This window comes from Achromobacter veterisilvae (assembly GCF_900496975.1).
GTDB classification, from domain to species: Bacteria; Pseudomonadota; Gammaproteobacteria; order Burkholderiales; family Burkholderiaceae_B; genus Achromobacter; species Achromobacter veterisilvae.
The window spans coordinates 1-16,882 of sequence record NZ_UFQC01000006.1; the positions used below are offsets into that span (position 1 = coordinate 1).

Consider the following 16,882-nt stretch of genomic DNA (forward strand, 5'->3'; position numbering starts at 1 on the left):
TAGATGACGATGTCGCCGCGCTTGAGCACCGCGCCGATGGTTTCGCTGGCCTTGACCAGCGGGGTCAGGTCCGGCTGCTTGTACTCGTCGATGGGAGTCGGCACGGTCACGATGAACACGTTGGCCTGGCCCAGCTCCGCGCGGTCGGCGGTGTACGTCAGTTGGGCGGCTTCGGCCAGTTCGGCGTCGCTGACTTCGAGCGTATGGTCGTGGCCCGCCTTCAGCGCCTCGATGCGGCGCGTATTGATATCGAAGCCGATGACCGGACGCTTCTTGCCGAACTCCACGGCCAGCGGCAAGCCCACATAGCCCAGGCCGACGACAGCGAGTTTCACATCCTGGATTCGCAACATAACTCTCCCTTCACCGTAGAACGATTACGGCATTTTAAATATGGTCGGGTAATAGACAGATAACGGAGCCTCGGCGGAGAACGCCGAGGCGTTCAACACTAATCGGTGGTCCGCAAGACCGAAGGCAGCAGCAGCCAGCCAGGGCGGCGCCACGATACCAGGCGCGCGTAGAGCCAGATGTAGACGCTGGCGAACACCACCAGGCTGGCGCTCAGCGCCCAGGGGTTGTCCCACCAGATGGTGGCCGGCACCAGTCCGATCAAGGCCAGCACCCACATGTACGGCGACGCCAGCGCATTGCACAGCGCCGGCACGGCGTGGCGGCGGCCGCGGCTGAACGTGACGCGGACCAGCCGGCGGAACACCAGTTGGTGCAGGTGCAGGGCATCCGGCTGGTCCACCGGAACGCCGCGCTTGAAGCGGCGGCGCCAGATCGAGAAGCCGGTTTCGAATACGGGGTAGAACAGCACGGCCAGCGCGTAGAACGGCGACACCGAAGGATTGCGCACCACCAGCAGAACGGCCAGTTCCGCCAGCATGAAGCCCAGGAAATACGCGCCGCCATCGCCCAGGAACACGCGTCCGAACGGGAAATTCCAGACCAGGAAGCCCAGCGTCGCCGACGCCAGGGCCGCGGCCACCAGGAAGATCGGCACGTCGCCCACCTGCAGCGCCACCAGGCTGATGGATACCGCCATCAAGGTGGCGACCATGCCGGCCAGGCCGTTCATGCCATCCACGATATTCAGCGCATGGGTACAGCCGCCCACCGCGAACATGGTGAACAGCAGCGACACCGGCCAGAACGACAGCACGTAGTCCACCGGCGCCATGCCGACGCGGCTGACGCCGCCCAGCAGCCACCAGGCGATCGCCGCCGACAGGAAGGCGGCCAGCAGGCGCTTGCTGGCGCCGATGTCCTTGGTGATGTCCTCGAGCAGGCCGGCCACGAAAACGGGCAGCGCCGCGACGAACAGCGCGGGCCACAGCCAGGTGAGCGTCATGTTGCTGGGGCCGAGCACCAGCAGGCCGGCCAGCGTGCCCGCGAGCACCGCCAAGCCGCCGACCCGGGGCGTGGCCCGGGAATGGTTGGCTTGCGGTTTGTTGAGATCGCTATCGCCAGTGAAAGCGCCATGCCAGCGCTCCGACGCCACGATGAGTCCCCCCACCATGAATGCGACCACGCAGATGTACAGCCAGGTCACAGAATCACCTCTGGTTGGTCTATCGAGACAGGCCCGCCATTATCGGAGGCAGGTGTAACGCCCATATATGGGAGGAATAAGGAAGTGCAATTCACCGGCACAGAACGTAACGCCCCGTGGCGCGCCCCGGGCCGCTGGCCGGGACGGGCCGCTGCGGCTGAACCGCGGACGCGCGGAAATACGGATTTCATAGAGCGATTGTAGAGCTTTCCGCCCAGGCGCACCCGAAATATCCAAGGGAAAACGCGGGGATCGCCCTGGGCGGAAACCGCCGCCGCCCCTTGTGAGGGGGAAATTTTTCCAATCAAACAGGGACGCACCACTTCCGGACAAAAAAAAGCCCGAGATCGTGAGATCTCGGGCTAAATCCACCAAAGGAGGAGGGTGGAGGAGACAACCGTGGCATGTTGGGAGCTGGGCTTCTGCTCGCTGCGCTGCCGGGGTTTTGCACCGCGCCGACTGCGTTTCAACATCCAATGAGTGAATAGTACCGATGTTTTTTGTGCGATGCAAGATTTTTTTTAGGCTGCCGCCCAGGCTTTTTTTTCCGTTGCGTTTTTGCCGCACAACCGCCGCCCTCTCCCTGGAAAGCCGCGCCAATCAATGGCCTTGCCCAAAAAAGGGTTTTTGCCGAATGGGTAAACCCGTTTCGGACTAACCCTAGATCCCATCGGGTAATCCCGCGAAACTTTTTGCACCATTCCGGTGCGCCATGGCACCAGGATGCAGCTTTTTTGCGCATTGCAACATTTCGCGGCCGGCGGCCTCAGATCCGGTAGGCCGTGGTCGTCATGACCTTGGACATGGCCTTCATGGCCGTTCTCACGGGCAGGGACAGGGGCACGCCCCCCGCCGCCTCCGCGCTGGCGCGGTGCTGCGCCTCGTCTTCCTTCATCTTCTGGACGATCTGGCGGGAACGTTCGTCCTGCACCGGCAAGGTGCGCAAGTGGCTTTCGAGGTGGGCTTCCACCTGTTTTTCGGTTTCGGCCATGAACCCCAGGTTGCGGGGCACGCCCGCATAGCTGGCCAGCACGCCCAGCGCGAACGAGCCGGCGTACCAGATCGGATTCAACAGGCTGGCGCGGCTGCCGAGTTCGGCCAGGCGCTGGTTGCACCAGACCAGGTGGTCCACTTCCTCGGACGCGGCATTCAGCAGCAGCGCCCGGGGTCCGGGTTCGCGGCAGACCGATGCCTGGCCGCGATACAGCGCCTGGGCGCAGACTTCCCCGACGTGGTTGACGCGCATCAGCCCCGCCGCGTGGCGCTTCTCCTGCGCCGACAGGGCCTGGGGCGCTTCGTCGGCCGTGGCCGGATAGGGCCGGCCGGCGGTGGCGCTGCCGCTCAATACCCGCAGCGCGCGGTCCGCTTCGGCCAGCAGGGCGTCCAGGGGATTGGTGCGGCGCAGGAAGGAAACAGGGCCGGTTCTAGACAGGGCGGTGGACATAAGCGACTCCTCGGCAAGGCAGACGCCCACACCCCTGATGCGGGGCGGGGTTCTCGTGCCTGGAATTGTACGCAACAGGTATCATCGACCATTGACTGCGCTCAAGCTCAAGGACACGACAACATGGAATGCACGATCGACTGGGGCGGCCCGAACGGCATGCTCTTCACCGCCAGCACCGGCAGCGGCCACGTGGCCGTCATGGACGGCGCCGTGGACGGCGGCGGCCACAATCTGGCCCCCCGCCCGATGGAAATGCTGCTGGCCGGCACCGGCGGCTGCACCGCGTACGACGTGGTGCTGATCCTCAAGCGCGGCCGCCACGCGGTCAGCGGCTGCAGCGTCAAGCTGCAGGCCGACCGCGCCGACAGCGACCCCAAGGTCTTCACGCGCATCCATTTCGCCTTCACCGTCACCGGCCGGAACCTGCCGCGCGCCGCGGTCGAGCGCGCCGTGCAGCTCTCGCACGAAAAGTACTGCTCGGCCTCGGCCATGCTGGAAAAGACGGCGGCGCTGACGTTCTCGGTCGATATCGTCGACACGCAGGAAACCCCCGCCGCCGCCTGAACCGCCATGAAACAATACCTGGACCTCGTTCAAACCATCCTGGACACCGGCGCGTGGCAGGAAAACCGCACCGGCATCCGCACCCTGAGCATGCCCGGCGCCTCGTTGCGCTTCGACCTGCAACAAGGCTTCCCGGCGGTGACCACCAAGAAACTGGCGTTCAAGTCCGCCATCGGCGAAATGGTCGGGTTCATGCGCGCGTCCCGCAGCGCGGCGGAATTCCGCGAACTCGGCTGCAAGGTCTGGGACCAGAACGCCAACGAGAACAGCCAGTGGCTGGCCAACCCGTACCGTGAAGGCGCCGACGACCTCGGTCCGGTGTACGGCGTGCAATGGCGCCAATGGCCGGCCTACAAGGTGCTGGACGCCGGCCGCGGCGCCCAGATCGCCGATGCCCTGTCGCGCGGTTACGCCAAGGTGGCCGACCTGGAAGAAGGCGGCCAGCCCAAGGTGCTGCTGTACAAGGCGGTGGACCAGTTGCGGCAATGCCTGGACACCATCCACGAGCGCCCCGGCGACCGCCGCATCCTGTTCCACGGCTGGAACTGGGCGCAGATCGAGGAAATGGCGCTGCCGCCCTGCCACCTGCTGTACCAGTTCCTGCCGAACGCGACGACCCGCGAAATTTCCCTGTGCCTGTACATCCGGTCCAACGACGTGGGCCTGGGCACGCCGTTCAACCTGACCGAAGGCGCCGCGCTGCTGCACCTGGTCGGCCGCCTGACGGGCTACACGCCGCGCTGGTTCTCCTACTTCATCGGCGACGCCCATATCTACGAAAACCATCTGCCGATGCTGCGCGAACAACTGACGCGCGAACCCTACGAAGCGCCCCGGCTGGTCTTGTCGGACCGCATCCCCGATTTCGCCGCCACCGGGCGCTACGAGCCCGAATGGCTGGAAAAAGTGGAACCGTCGGACTTCTCGCTGTCCGGCTACCGGCACCACGCCCCGCTGACGGCGGCGATGGCCGTGTAGTCTCTCGCCGGGCCGCGCCGCCGCGGCCCTTCGGAACGGATCGGGCGGCCGATGCCCCGGGCGCCAGCCCGGGGCGGGACCCCCGCCGCGCCCCCCGCCTGGCCTCTCTGGTGAAGATTGGTGAGCTTCTGGAAGCGCGATTTCGGTATAACCCATCCCTTAGCCACGGACGCGCGTCCAGCATGCGTCGCGCGCCGTTGCTTCCGACCGGCCCATGCCGCGCCATGCCCGTCGCTCGCCGCGCACCCGGGCAATCCGCCCGGCAGCGCCGACCGCCGGCGTCGCCCAGCCGCCTTCCCCTTCCCGACCAGAGAGTACGCGAATCGCCAAACTCGGCAGCAGGATTTGCCCTGCGATCGAATTGCAACTGTTGACTACCAATTGAATTGAGTTGAAGCCCGCGCGGCGGCTGTATGCGCTAAGGACAGGACCCCACAAATGCTCGTTGGAACTTATAACCCTTCGCTCGTCCTCGTATCTTTAGGGGTCGCCATCCTGGCGTCGTACACAGCGCTGGGCATGGCCAACCGCGTCAGGGCCGCGAACGGGCTGCCCGCCGCGCGCTATTGGCTGGCGGGCGGCGCCTTCGCGATGGGCGTCGGCATCTGGTCCATGCATTTCGTGGGCATGCTGGCCTTCAGCCTGCCCATCCCCATGGGCTACGACCTGCCCCTGACCATCCTGTCGCTGGGCATCGCGATCGGCTGCTCCGCATTCGCGCTGTGGATCGTGAGCAAGGACGAACTGCCCGGCCGGCGGCTGGCGGTCGGCGCCCTGCTGATGGGCGCCGGCATCGCGGCGATGCATTACGTCGGCATGGGCGCAATGCGCATGGCGCCCGGCATCCACTACGACACGGCCTGGTTCGCGCTGTCCGTCCTCATCGCCGTGGCCGCGTCCGGCGCGGCGCTGTGGATCACCTACCGGCTGCGCCAGGACGGCCCCCGCGTGGCCCTGTCGCGCCCTCTGGCGGCGGTGATCATGGGCGTCGCCATCGTGGGCATGCACTACACCGGCATGGAAGCCGCCGGCTTCCCGGAGGGCAGCATCTGCATGGCGGCCGACGGCGGCATCTCGGCCGGCTGGCTGGCCATCGCCGTCACCGCCGTGACCTTGAGCGTGCTCGCCATCGCCTTGCTGGTCGCGGTGCTGGACAACCGGCTGGAGGCGCGCACCTCGGCCCTCGCCTCTTCGCTGGCCGAGGCCAACGAAGAGCTGGTGCAACTGGCGCTGCACGACACCCTGACCAAGCTGCCCAACCGCATCCTGCTGGAAGACCGGATGGAGCAGGCCATCGAAAGCGCCAGCCGGCGCCACGGCTATTTCGCGGTCCTGTTCTTCGACCTGGACGGCTTCAAGGCGGTCAACGACGCCTATGGGCACCACACGGGCGACGCCCTGCTGATCGACCTGGCGCAGCGCATCCGCCAGACGCTGCGCACCCAGGACACGGTCGCCCGCCTGGGCGGAGACGAGTTCATCGTGCTCAGCGAAGTGATCGAACCCACCGACGCCGCCAACGTGGCCGACCGCCTGGTCGACGCCATCGCCCGCCCGGTCATGGTCTACGGGCACGAAGTGCTGGTGACCTCCAGCGTCGGCATCGCCATCTACCCGAACGATGGCGAAGACACCCACTCCCTGCTGACCAATGCCGACGCCGCGATGTACCACGCCAAGCGTCTGGGCGGCACCGGGTACAGTTTCTTCGAGCCGTCCATGAACGCGGACGCGCACGAGCAGATCGAACTGCTGCACGACCTGCGCCTGGCCCAGGAGCGCGACCAGTTCGTCCTGCACTACCAGCCCAAGTACGAAGCGCCCGCCGGCCCCATCGTCGGCGCCGAGGCGCTGCTGCGCTGGAACCACCCCACCCGCGGCCTGGTCGGCCCGGACCAGTTCATCCCCACCGCCGAGAAGACCGGCCTGATCCTGTCCATCGGGGAATGGGTCATCAACGAAGCCTGCCGCCAGATGCGGGAATGGATCGACGCCGGCCAGGGCCATTGGACCATCGCCGTCAATATTTCGGCGCTGCAATTCGCCCATGCCAGCCTGGTGGAAACGGTGCGCACCGCCCTGCTGCGGCACGACGTGCCGCCGGCCTGCCTGACCCTGGAGGTGACGGAATCCACCGCCATGCGCGACGCAGAAGCCAGCCTGGCCGTGCTCAAGCGCCTGTCCACCCTGGGCGTGACGATCTCCATCGACGACTTCGGCACCGGCTATTCCAGCCTGCTCTACCTGAAACGCCTGCCCGCGACCGAACTGAAAATCGACCGGGGCTTCGTGAACCAACTGGAAAACGACAACGAGGACGCCGCCATCGTGTCGGCCATCGTCGCGCTGGCGCAGCAGCTCAATCTGCGCATCGTGGCCGAAGGCGTCGAAACGGCCGCGCAGCAGAAATTCCTGACCGGCCTGGGCTGCGATTCCCTGCAAGGCTTCCTGCTGGGCAAGCCCATGCCCGCCACCGAATTCCTGGAACACGCCGCGGACTGAGGCGCGGGCGCGGCGCCGGGCCGCGCAAATTTGCTACGCTAGGCGTGTCCGAACGAACCTCCTACACCGCCCATCCGCATGTCCGCCAGCCTCACCCTGATCGTCGCCTACTCCACCAACCGCGCCATCGGGCGCGACAACGCCCTGCCCTGGAAACTGCCAGGCGACCTGGCGCACTTCAAGCGCAGCACGCTGGGCAGCCCCATCATCATGGGCCGCAAGACCTGGGACTCCCTGGGCCGTCCCCTGCCCGGCCGCAGCAATATCGTGATCAGCCGCAACCCGGGATTCAGCGCCGAAGGCGCCATCCTCGTCCCCTCGCTGGAAGCCGCCATCGACGCCTGCGGCGACGTGGCCGAAGCCTTCGTGATCGGCGGCGCGCAGATCTACGCGCAGGCCTTGCCGCTGGCGCAACGCGTGCTGGCCACCGAAGTCCACGCCGAGGTCGAGGGCGACGCCTTCTTCCCGCTGCTGCCGTCCTTCCAATGGAAGGAAACGGCGCGCGAACCCCAGCCCGCGGAAAACGGCTACGACTACGACTTCGTCACGTACGAACGTCCGTAGGATGGGTAAAGCGCGAGACCATCGACACAAGAACGCAATTGCCCAGCGCGCGAAACCCATGCGGCCGCAATCGATTGTTTTCCGGCCGATGCCAGGCACAATCTGCCCACGGCCGCATGGGTTTCGCGCGCTGGATAGCAGTGTTCTAGCTTAAGAACTCTCGCGCTCCACCCATCCTACGCCCCCGCGTTGCGCATGAAGCGCCAGAGCTCCGGCGCTTCCGAATAGGCCACGTTGAAGCGTATCCAGGGCGTGTCGGCTTCGTCCGCCTCGAAATAGGAGATGGAAGGAAACGGCGCGCGAACCCCAGCCCGCGGAAAACGGCTACGACTACGACTTCGTCACGTACGAACGTCCGTAGGATGGGTAAAGCGCGAGACCATCGACGCAAGAACGCAACTGCCCAGCGCGCGAAACCCATGCGGCCGCAATCGATTGTTTTCCGGCCGATGCCAGGCACAATCTGCCCACGGCCGCATGGGTTTCGCGCGCTGGATAGCAGTTTTCTAGCTTAAGAACTCTCGCGCTCCACCCATCCTACGCCCCCGCGTTGCGCATGAAGCGCCAGAGCTCCGGCGCTTCCGAATAGGCCACGTTGAAGCGTATCCAGGGCGTGTCGGCTTCGTCCGCCTCGAAATAGGAGCCGGGGGCCAGCCAGATGCCGTCCTTCAGCGCCAGCTCGGCCAGGCCGTTGGCGCCGCGTTCGCGCCATTGCCCGCCCACCTTGGCCCACAGGAACAGGCCGCCCTGCGGCCGCCCGTAGATCTCGAAGCCGTGCTGCGCCATCAGCCGGCCCACGCCGGCGTGGGCCTCGGCCAGCCTTTCGCGGGTGCGGGCGATGTGGGCCCCGTAGCGCCCTTCCCGGATGACCTGGTGCACGATGCGCTCCATGATCTCCGGCGAAGTCAGGCCCACCGCCATCTTGGTGCGCGCGATATCGCGGACGAGGTCGCGGTGCGCCACCACGTAGCCCACCCGCACCGACGGGCTGATGACCTTGGAATAGCCGCCCAGGTAGACCACGCGCCGCGCGCCGTCCAGGGCGGCGAGCATCGGCGTCACCCCGGGCGCCAGTTCGCGCGATATGTCGTCCTCGATCACCCACAGCCCATGGCGCTCGGCCGCCTGCAGGATGCGGAACGCGTTGGCCATGCCGATGCTGGCGCCCGACGGATTCTGCAAGGCGGTATTGACGAACAGCGCACGAGGCCGGTGCCGGGCCACCGCGGCGTCCAGCGCGTCGCAATCCAGCCCGTCCACCGTGCGCGGCACGGCCACCGCCCGCAAGCCCGCCAACCGCAGCATCTGCAACAGGTTGGCGTAGGCCGGCTGCTCCACCACCACGGTGTCGCCCGGCCGCAGCAGCGTGCGGATCACCATGTCCAGTCCGTGGGTCACGCCCTGGGTCAGCAGCACCTGCGAGGCCTCGACCTCCATGCCCTGCGCGCCCAGGCTGGCCGCGATGGTCTCGCGCAGCGGCGCATAGCCGTAGGGATGCCCGTAGTTCGCGATGCGCATGGCCGGCACCCGCCCCATGTGGCGCAGGGCCATGTGCAGCCCTTCTTCGTTCAGCCATTCGCCCGGCAGCCAGCCGCAGCCGGATTTGATGGGAATGGAATGGTCCGCGAAGATGTCCGACAGCAGCCACCCGGCATTCAGGCGCGGCGGCTCCCAGGACAGCGGCTGGCGCGGGCGGGCCGGCGCGTCCGGCGTGGCGACGCGGTAGCCCGCGCCCGGCCGGGCCGCCAGCCAGCCCTGCGATACGAGCCGGCTGTAGGCGCTGGCCACGGTAAAGGTGCTGACGCCGTACTGGCGCGCGAACTCGCGCACCGAGGGCAGCGGCATGCCCGGGCGCAGCGTCTGCGCCTCGATGGCCTGGAGGATGGCGGCGACCAGTTGTTCGACCAGGGTCGGCCCCTGGCCCCGGGCGCGGTCGGGCTGGAAATCGATCACGGACATATCTGTACAGTTGTGCTGTTTACAACTATACAGTTAGCGGCATTTGCGTGGATCGTATATTTGCATTCCCTCCCGGACGCACCAGAATCGTCTGCATGCCGCTGGCTGCGCGATCGTCGCGCAGGCCCGGCGCCCGTCCCGACCCTGGAGCCGCCATGAACGCCCCCGCCTTGCCCGACCTGTCCCATCTCTGGATGCCTTTCACTGCCAACAAGCAGTTCAAGGCCCATCCGCGCATGCTGGCCACGGCCAAAGGCATGTACTACACCTCGGCCGACGGCCGCCAGGTGCTGGACGGCACCGCCGGCCTGTGGTGCGTCAACGCCGGCCACGGCCGCGAGGAAATCGTCGCCGCGATCGCCAACCAGGCGGGGACCATGGATTACGCGCCGGGCTTCCAACTGGGCCATCCGCTGGCCTTCGAAGCCGCCACCGCCGTGGCCGGCCTGATGCCGCAGGGGCTGGACCGCGTCTTCTTCACGAACTCGGGCTCCGAGTCCGTCGACACCTCGCTGAAAATCGCCCTGGCCTATCACCGCGCCCGCGGCGAGGGCCAGCGCACCCGCCTGATCGGCCGCGAGCGCGGCTACCACGGCGTGGGCTTCGGCGGCATCTCGGTCGGCGGTATCTCGGCCAACCGCAAGACCTTCTCCGGCGCGCTGCTGCCCGCCGTGGACCACCTGCCACACACGCACAACCTGGAGCAGAACGCCTACTCCAAGGGCCAGCCCGCCTGGGGCGCCCAACTGGCCGACGAACTGGAGCGCATCATCGCCCTGCACGATGCCTCCACCATCGCCGCCGTGATCGTCGAGCCCATGGCCGGCTCGACCGGCGTGCTGATCCCGCCCAAGGGCTACCTGGAAAAGCTGCGCGAAATCACCTCCAAGCACGGCATCCTGCTGATCTTCGACGAAGTCATCACCGCCTACGGCCGCCTGGGCGCCGCCACGGCCTCGGAATTGTTCGGCGTGACGCCGGACATCATCGCCATGGCCAAGGGCGTCAGCAACGCGGCCGTGCCCGCCGGCGCGGTCGCCGTCAAGCGCGAAGTGCACGACGCCATCGTCAACGGCCCCGCCGGCGGCATCGAATTCTTCCACGGCTACACCTATTCGGCGCACCCGCTCGCGGCCGCCGCCATCCTGGCCACCCTGGACATCTACCGCCGCGAAGACCTCTTCGGCCGCGCCCGCAAGCTGTCCGGCGCCTTCCAGGAAGCCGCCCACTCCCTGAAGGGCGCGCCCCACGTCATCGACGTGCGCAACCTGGGCCTGGTCAGCGGCATCGAGCTGGCCACGCGCGCCGGCGCGCCCGGCGCCCGCGCCGCGGAAGTCTTCCACAAGTGCTTCGACAGCGGCCTGATGGTGCGCTACACCGGCGACATCATCGCCGTCTCGCCCCCGCTGATCATCGACGAGGCCCAGATCGGACAGATTTTCGAACAGATCGGCAAGGTCCTGAAGGAAGTAGCATGAAGACGATCCCCCATTTCATCAACGGCCGGCGTTACGACGGCAGCGGCAACCGCTACGCGGAGGGCTTCAACCCCGCCACCGGCGAAGTCGCCTCCTCGATCCCGCTGGCGTCCAACGAGGACGTGGCGCTGGCCGTGGCCGCCGCCAACGCCGCCTTTCCGGCCTGGTCCGAAACCCCCGCGCTCAAGCGCGCCCGCGTCCTGTTCAACTTCAAGGCGCTGCTGGACAAGCACCAGGACGAACTGGCCGAACTGATCACGCGCGAACACGGCAAGGTCTTCTCCGACGCCAAGGGCGAAGTCACCCGCGGCATCGAGATCGTCGAATTCGCCTGCGGCATCCCGCAGTTGCTCAAGGGCCAGTACTCCGACCAGATCGGCGGCGGCATCGACAACTGGAGCATGCGCCAGGCCCTGGGCGTCGTGGCCGGCATCACGCCGTTCAACTTCCCCATGATGGTGCCGTGCTGGATGTTCCCCGTGGCGATCGCCTGCGGCAACACCTTCGTGCTCAAGCCCTCCGAACGCGACCCGTCGGCCTCGCTGCGCCTGGCCGAACTGCTGACCGAGGCCGGCCTGCCCCCCGGCGTCTTCAACGTCGTGCACGGCGACAAGCAGGCCGTGGACGCGCTGATCGCGCACCCGGACGTGGAAGGCCTGTCCTTCGTGGGCTCGACGCCCATCGCCGAATACATCTACGCGGAAGGCACCCGCCGCGGCAAGCGCGTGCAGGCGCTGGGCGGCGCCAAGAACCACCTGGTCGTCATGCCCGACGCGGACCTCGAACAAGTCACCGACGCGCTGATGGGCGCGGCCTACGGTTCCGCGGGCGAGCGCTGCATGGCCATCTCGGTGGCCGTGGCGGTGGGCGGCGTGGCCGACAAGCTGATCGAGCGGCTGACCCCGCGCGTAAAGTCGCTGATCGTCAAGGACGGCATGCAGGCGGACGCCGAAATGGGCCCGCTGGTGACCGCGCAGCATCGCAACAAGGTCATGGGCTACATCGAGGACGGCATCGCCGCCGGGGCCGACCTGGTGGTGGACGGGCGCGGCCTGACGGTGTCCGGCAACGAGCGCGGCTTCTTCCTGGGCGGCACCTTGTTCGACAACGTCAAGCCGTCCATGAACATCTACCGCGAAGAAATCTTCGGCCCGGTGCTGTGCATCGTGCGCGTGCCGGACTTCGCCACGGCGGTGGACCTGATCAACGCCCACGAATTCGGCAACGGCGTGGCCTGCTTCACCTCCGACGGCGGCGTGGCGCGCGCCTTCGCCCGCCAGATCAAGGTGGGCATGGTCGGCATCAACGTGCCGATCCCCGTGCCCATGGCCTGGCATTCCTTCGGCGGCTGGAAGCGTTCGCTGTTCGGCGACCACCACGCCTACGGCGAAGAAGGCATCCGCTTCTATTCGCGCTACAAGAGCGTGATGCAGCGCTGGCCGGACAGCATCGCCAAGGGCGCGGAATTCACCATGCCAGTCGCTAAGTGAGGGTCCCCCCCCGAAGCGCTTCGCGCTTCCCCCCCAGGGGGGCGTCGCTGCGGACCGGCGGAGCCGGATCCGCGCGACCCCGCTTGGGGACGGCCTTGCCTGATTGTGGCGTTGTGCCTGTTTTATGCGTGGTTGGGGGTACGGCAGCGCCACTTCAGAACTGACTCGGGCGCGGCGTAGCCGCGCCTTCCTCACATCAAAACGATAAGGGGAATCCGATGCGCATCGGGATAGGCGGGTTTCAGCACGAGACCAATACGTTCGCGCCGTCGCGCGCCACGTGGGAGGACTTCGCCGAGAAAGGCGGGGGCTGGCCCAGGCTGGTCAGCGGACCGGCGATGTTCCAGGCGGTCGCGGGCGCCAACATTCCGGTGGCGGGCTTCATCGAGGCCATGGGACGGCACACGCTGCTGCCCACCACCTGGGCCGCGGCCAGCCCCTCGGGCCCGGTCACCCGGGACGCCTTCGAACGCATCAGCGCCATGATCCTGCAAGGCCTGGCCCAGGCCGCGCCGCTGGACGGCGTCTACCTGGACCTGCACGGCGCCATGGTGACCGAGCACCTGGACGACGGCGAAGGCGAATTGCTCAGGCGCGTGCGCGAACTGGTGGGCCCGAACGTGCCGGTCGTGGCCAGCCTGGACCTGCATGCCAACGTCACGCGCGCCATGGTGCGCCACGCCGACGCGCTGGTCTGCTACCGCACCTATCCCCACATCGACATGGCCGAAACCGGGCAGCGCGCCGCGGAACTGCTGCAACGTCGGCTGGCGGGCATGCCGCGGCCCTGCGTGGCGCTGCGCTCCCTGCCCGATCTGATCTCCCTGTGCTGGCAGTCCACCGACATCGAACCGTCGCGCAGTCTGTACCGGCTGGTCGGCGACATCGAAGCGCGCGGCGCCGCCAGCCTGTCCTTCGCCACGGGTTTTCCCGCGGCGGACTTCCCCGAATGCGCGCCCACGGTGTGGGCCTATGGCGCCACCCAGGCCGAGGCCGACGCCGCGGCCGACGAAATGACGCGCGTCGTGCTCGATGCGGAACGCGACTTCGGCGGCCGGCTCTACACGCCGGACGAGGCCGTGCAGGAAGCCTTGCGGCTGGCGCGGGACGCCAGCAGGCCCGTGGTCATCGCCGATGCGCAGGACAACCCCGGCGCGGGCGGCAGTTCGGACACCACCGGCTTGCTGCGCGCCCTGATCCGGCACGATGCGCGCGATGCCGCCATCGGCCTGATCGTCGATCCGGCGGCCGCGCTGGCCGCCCACCGCGCGGGCGCGGGCAAGAAAGTTCGAATTGCATTGGGTGGACATTCGGGTATTCCCGACGACGAACCGCTGGACACCGAATTCATTGTCGAGAAAACTTCGGATGGGCGTTTCGATACGCACGGCGCGTTCTACCGCGGATTCCACATGGACCTGGGCCCCAGCGCCTGCCTGCGCATCGGCGGAGTGCGCATCATCGTCGCCTCCAACAAGGTGCAGATGGCCGACCAGGAAATGTTCCGTTTCGCGGGCGTGGAACCGCGGCGCGCGGCGATCCTGGCGGTCAAGAGTTCCGCGCACTTCCGCGCGGATTTTTCCCCCATCGCGCAGACGATCCTGGTGTGCGCGGCCCCCGGTTCCATGCTGATGGATGCGGCAAAACAACCATGGACACGGTTGCGCCCGGGCATCAGAATGGCGCCTTGCGGACCGGTCTTTCCCGGCCGGTCGGCTACTGCCTGAACCTCGCGCGCCGCGACTCGCGGCGGGTTAACGACGCAGCGGCGCATCGCGCCGCTCACTACGCACCAAGGGGAAGATTCATGCTGAAGTTCGTCCGAGCCGCCGCGTTGGCCGGCGCCACCCTCATGATGGCCCACGGCGCCTATGCCGAGACCGTCATCAAGACGGTGATGCACTCGCCTCTGCGCCTGACCGATCCGCACGCCACCACCGCGTACATCACGACGTGGCACGGCTACATGATCTACGACACCCTTCTGGCCACCGACGCCGACAACAAGATCCAGCCGCAGATGCTCGAAAAATGGGAAGTCTCGCCCGACGGCAAGACCTACACCATGACGCTGCGCGACGGCCAGAAATGGCATGACGGCAAGCCCGTGACCTCGGAAGACTGCGTGGCCTCGATCAAGCGCTGGGCCGCCGGCGACGGCATGGGCCGCACGCTGCTGAAGTTCACCGACAAGATCGAAGTCATCGACGACAAGAACTTCCGCATCGTCATGAAAGAGCCCACCGACCTGGCGCTGCGCGCCCTGTCCAAGCCCACCGGCACCGCGCCGTTCATGATGCCCAAGCGCATCGCGGACCTGGCCATCGGCCAGCCCATCACCGACATGACCGGTTCGGGCCCGTTCAAGGTCACCGAGTTCAAGCCGGGCGTGAAGACGGTCTACGTCAAGAACGCCGACTACGTGCCGCGCAAGGAGCCCGCGAGCGGCCTGGCCGGCGGCAAGGTCGTCAATGTGGACAAGGTCGAATGGGACGTCATGCCCGACGCCCTGACCACCGCCAATGCGCTGCTGGGCGGCGAGATCGACTTCGTCGAACAGTTCCCGTACGACCTGCTGCCGATGATCGAAGGCAACAAGGACCTGAAGGAAGAGTCGCTCAGCCCTGTCGGCTACTTCACGATGTACCGCTTCAACTTCAAGTACCCGCCCTTCAACAACAAGAAGATCCGCCAGGCCGCGATGTACGCGATCGGCCAGGAGGACGTAATGAAGGCGCTGGTCGGCAATCCCAAGTACTGGAAGACGTGCGCGTCGCTGTGGGGCTGCGGCACGCCGCTGGAAACCGACATCGGCAAGGACGTGGTCGTCCCGTCCAACATCGACAAGGCGAAGGCCCTCCTGAAGGAAGCGGGCTACGACAACACGCCCATCCTGGTCATGCACGCGACCGACGTGGGCACGCTGTCGGCGCAGCCGGTCGTGATGGCGCAGGCGCTGCGCAAGGCGGGATTCAACGTCAACCTGGCGGCGATGGACTGGCAGAGCGTGGCCACGCGCCGCGCCTCGAAGGCCGCGCCCGCGGAAGGCGGCTGGAACATCCACAACACCAACTGGTACGCCACGGACGTGATGGATCCGGTCCGCTCCGCGCCGGCCGCCGCCAACGGCGACAACGCCTGGTTCGGCTGGCCCGACTTCCCGCAGGTCGAGGAACTGCGCACGAAGATGGCGCTGACCTCCGACCCCGCGGAACAGAAGAAGATCGCCGAGGAAGTGCAGCGCATCGGCATCGACGAGGGCCTGTACGTGCCGCTGGGCCAGATGTCGGTGCCCACGGTCTACTCGACCAAGCTCTCGGGCCTGGTGCACGCGCCGGTCTTCGCGTTCTGGAACGTCAAGAAAGCCCCTTGACGGGCACAAGCAGTTAGGGGGAATTACATGCTGGCATTTGTCTCACGCCGGCTCCTCGCGACCATCCCCGTTCTGGTGATGGTCGCGGTGGTGGTCTTCGCGATATTGCGTTTCAGCCCGGGGGATCCGGCCATCATCATGGCGGGCGACGGCGCCACGCCCGAACGTATCGAACAGATACGGCAGACGATGGGCCTGGACCAGCCGGTCATCAAACAGTTCTTCATCTGGGGCGGCAAGCTCCTGCAAGGCGACCTGGGCACCTCGCTGATGTCCGGCGTGCCCGTCACGAAACTGATCGGCCAGCGGCTGGAGCCTTCGTTGGGCCTGGCCGTCCTGACCCTGGTCTTCACCCTGCTCGTCGCCATCCCGCTGGGCATTCTCGCGGCATGGCGCCAGGGCAGGCTGCTGGACCGCGCGGTGATGGGCTTTTCGGTGCTGGGCTTCTCGGTGCCCGTGTTCGTCACGGGCTACCTGCTCATCTGGCTATTCGCCATCAAGCTGGGCTGGTTCAACGTGCAGGGCTACGCGCCGCTGGCCAACGGCTTCTGGCCGTTCCTGCACCGGCTCATCCTGCCGTCCCTGGCCCTGTCCACCGTCTATGTCGCGCTGATCGCGCGCATCACGCGCACCAGCGTGATCGAAGTCATGGGGGAAGACTTCATCCGCACCGCCCGCTCCAAGGGCCTGGGCGAAACCGGCGTGCTGCTGGGACACGCCCTGCGCAACGCCGCCGTGCCCATCGCCACCGTCGTGGGCCTGGGCATCGCGCTGCTGATCAGCGGCGTCGTCGTGACCGAATCGGTCTTCAACATCCCCGGCCTGGGCCGGCTGGTGGTGGAAGCCGTGCTGGCCCGCGACTATCCGGTCATCCAGGGCCTGACGCTGTTCTTCGCGTTCGTCTACGTGTTCATCAATCTGGTTGTCGATTGCGCCTACACGGTGTTCGACCCGCGGATCAGATACTAG

Annotated in this window: 12 protein-coding genes and 1 pseudogene; 9 read left to right on the forward strand and 4 right to left on the reverse strand. The window is 67.0% G+C overall.

The window, feature by feature from the left end:
* The 3 genes and pseudogenes from AVE30378_RS06665 to coq7 all read right to left on the reverse strand — a co-directional run.
* A pseudogene (locus tag AVE30378_RS06665) lies at positions 1-353 on the reverse strand (Vi polysaccharide biosynthesis UDP-N-acetylglucosamine C-6 dehydrogenase TviB); the annotation flags it as partial.
* Between the two features lie 98 nt (positions 354-451).
* Positions 452-1,558, reverse strand: coding sequence for an MraY family glycosyltransferase (locus AVE30378_RS06670; protein WP_129239997.1), 1,107 nt, complete (start codon positions 1,556-1,558; stop codon positions 452-454).
* A 766-nt stretch (positions 1,559-2,324) separates the two neighbouring features.
* Positions 2,325-3,002 carry a 2-polyprenyl-3-methyl-6-methoxy-1,4-benzoquinone monooxygenase gene (gene coq7, locus AVE30378_RS06675; RefSeq protein WP_129239998.1) on the reverse strand — a complete coding sequence of 226 codons (678 nt, stop codon included), beginning with the start codon at positions 3,000-3,002 and terminating at the stop codon, positions 2,325-2,327.
* Positions 3,003-3,125: 123 nt separating this feature from the next.
* Here coq7 and AVE30378_RS06680 point away from each other — a divergent pair, with 123 nt between their 5' ends.
* The 4 genes from AVE30378_RS06680 to AVE30378_RS06695 all read left to right on the forward strand — a co-directional run bounded on the left by AVE30378_RS06680 (position 3,126) and on the right by AVE30378_RS06695 (position 7,613).
* On the forward strand, positions 3,126-3,569 hold the full coding sequence (locus tag AVE30378_RS06680) for an OsmC family protein (RefSeq protein ID WP_129239999.1): 444 nt from the start codon (positions 3,126-3,128) through the stop codon (positions 3,567-3,569).
* A gap of 6 nt (positions 3,570-3,575) precedes the next feature.
* A complete protein-coding gene (locus AVE30378_RS06685) occupies positions 3,576-4,547 on the forward strand; it encodes a thymidylate synthase (protein WP_129240000.1) in 972 nt (323 codons plus the stop codon).
* 438 nt (positions 4,548-4,985) lie between these two features.
* Positions 4,986-7,049 (forward strand): putative bifunctional diguanylate cyclase/phosphodiesterase, encoded by a 2,064-nt coding sequence (locus AVE30378_RS06690; RefSeq protein ID WP_129240001.1) that lies wholly within the window; start codon positions 4,986-4,988, stop codon positions 7,047-7,049.
* Positions 7,050-7,127: 78 nt separating this feature from the next.
* A complete protein-coding gene (locus tag AVE30378_RS06695; RefSeq protein ID WP_129240002.1) occupies positions 7,128-7,613 on the forward strand; it encodes a dihydrofolate reductase in 486 nt (161 codons plus the stop codon).
* A 537-nt stretch (positions 7,614-8,150) separates the two neighbouring features.
* Here the strand turns inward: AVE30378_RS06695 and AVE30378_RS06705 are convergent.
* Positions 8,151-9,566, reverse strand: coding sequence for an aminotransferase-like domain-containing protein (locus tag AVE30378_RS06705; RefSeq protein WP_129240183.1), 1,416 nt, complete (start codon positions 9,564-9,566; stop codon positions 8,151-8,153).
* Between the two features lie 161 nt (positions 9,567-9,727).
* Here AVE30378_RS06705 and aptA point away from each other — a divergent pair, with 161 nt between their 5' ends.
* From aptA to AVE30378_RS06730, 5 genes are all read left to right on the forward strand, one after another.
* Positions 9,728-11,050, forward strand: a complete 1,323-nt coding sequence (gene aptA, locus AVE30378_RS06710) for an omega-aminotransferase AptA (RefSeq protein WP_165360110.1) — start codon at positions 9,728-9,730, stop codon at positions 11,048-11,050.
* Positions 11,047-12,540 (forward strand): CoA-acylating methylmalonate-semialdehyde dehydrogenase, encoded by a 1,494-nt coding sequence (locus AVE30378_RS06715; RefSeq protein ID WP_129240003.1) that lies wholly within the window; start codon positions 11,047-11,049, stop codon positions 12,538-12,540. The genes aptA and AVE30378_RS06715 overlap by 4 nt, the downstream gene beginning before the upstream one ends.
* A gap of 218 nt (positions 12,541-12,758) precedes the next feature.
* Positions 12,759-14,267: a M81 family metallopeptidase gene (locus AVE30378_RS06720; protein WP_129240004.1), complete on the forward strand. Its 1,509-nt coding sequence runs from the start codon at positions 12,759-12,761 to the stop codon at positions 14,265-14,267.
* A gap of 80 nt (positions 14,268-14,347) precedes the next feature.
* Positions 14,348-15,913 carry an ABC transporter substrate-binding protein gene (locus AVE30378_RS06725; RefSeq protein WP_129240005.1) on the forward strand — a complete coding sequence of 522 codons (1,566 nt, stop codon included), beginning with the start codon at positions 14,348-14,350 and terminating at the stop codon, positions 15,911-15,913.
* Between the two features lie 27 nt (positions 15,914-15,940).
* Positions 15,941-16,882 (forward strand): ABC transporter permease, encoded by a 942-nt coding sequence (locus tag AVE30378_RS06730; RefSeq protein WP_129240006.1) that lies wholly within the window; start codon positions 15,941-15,943, stop codon positions 16,880-16,882.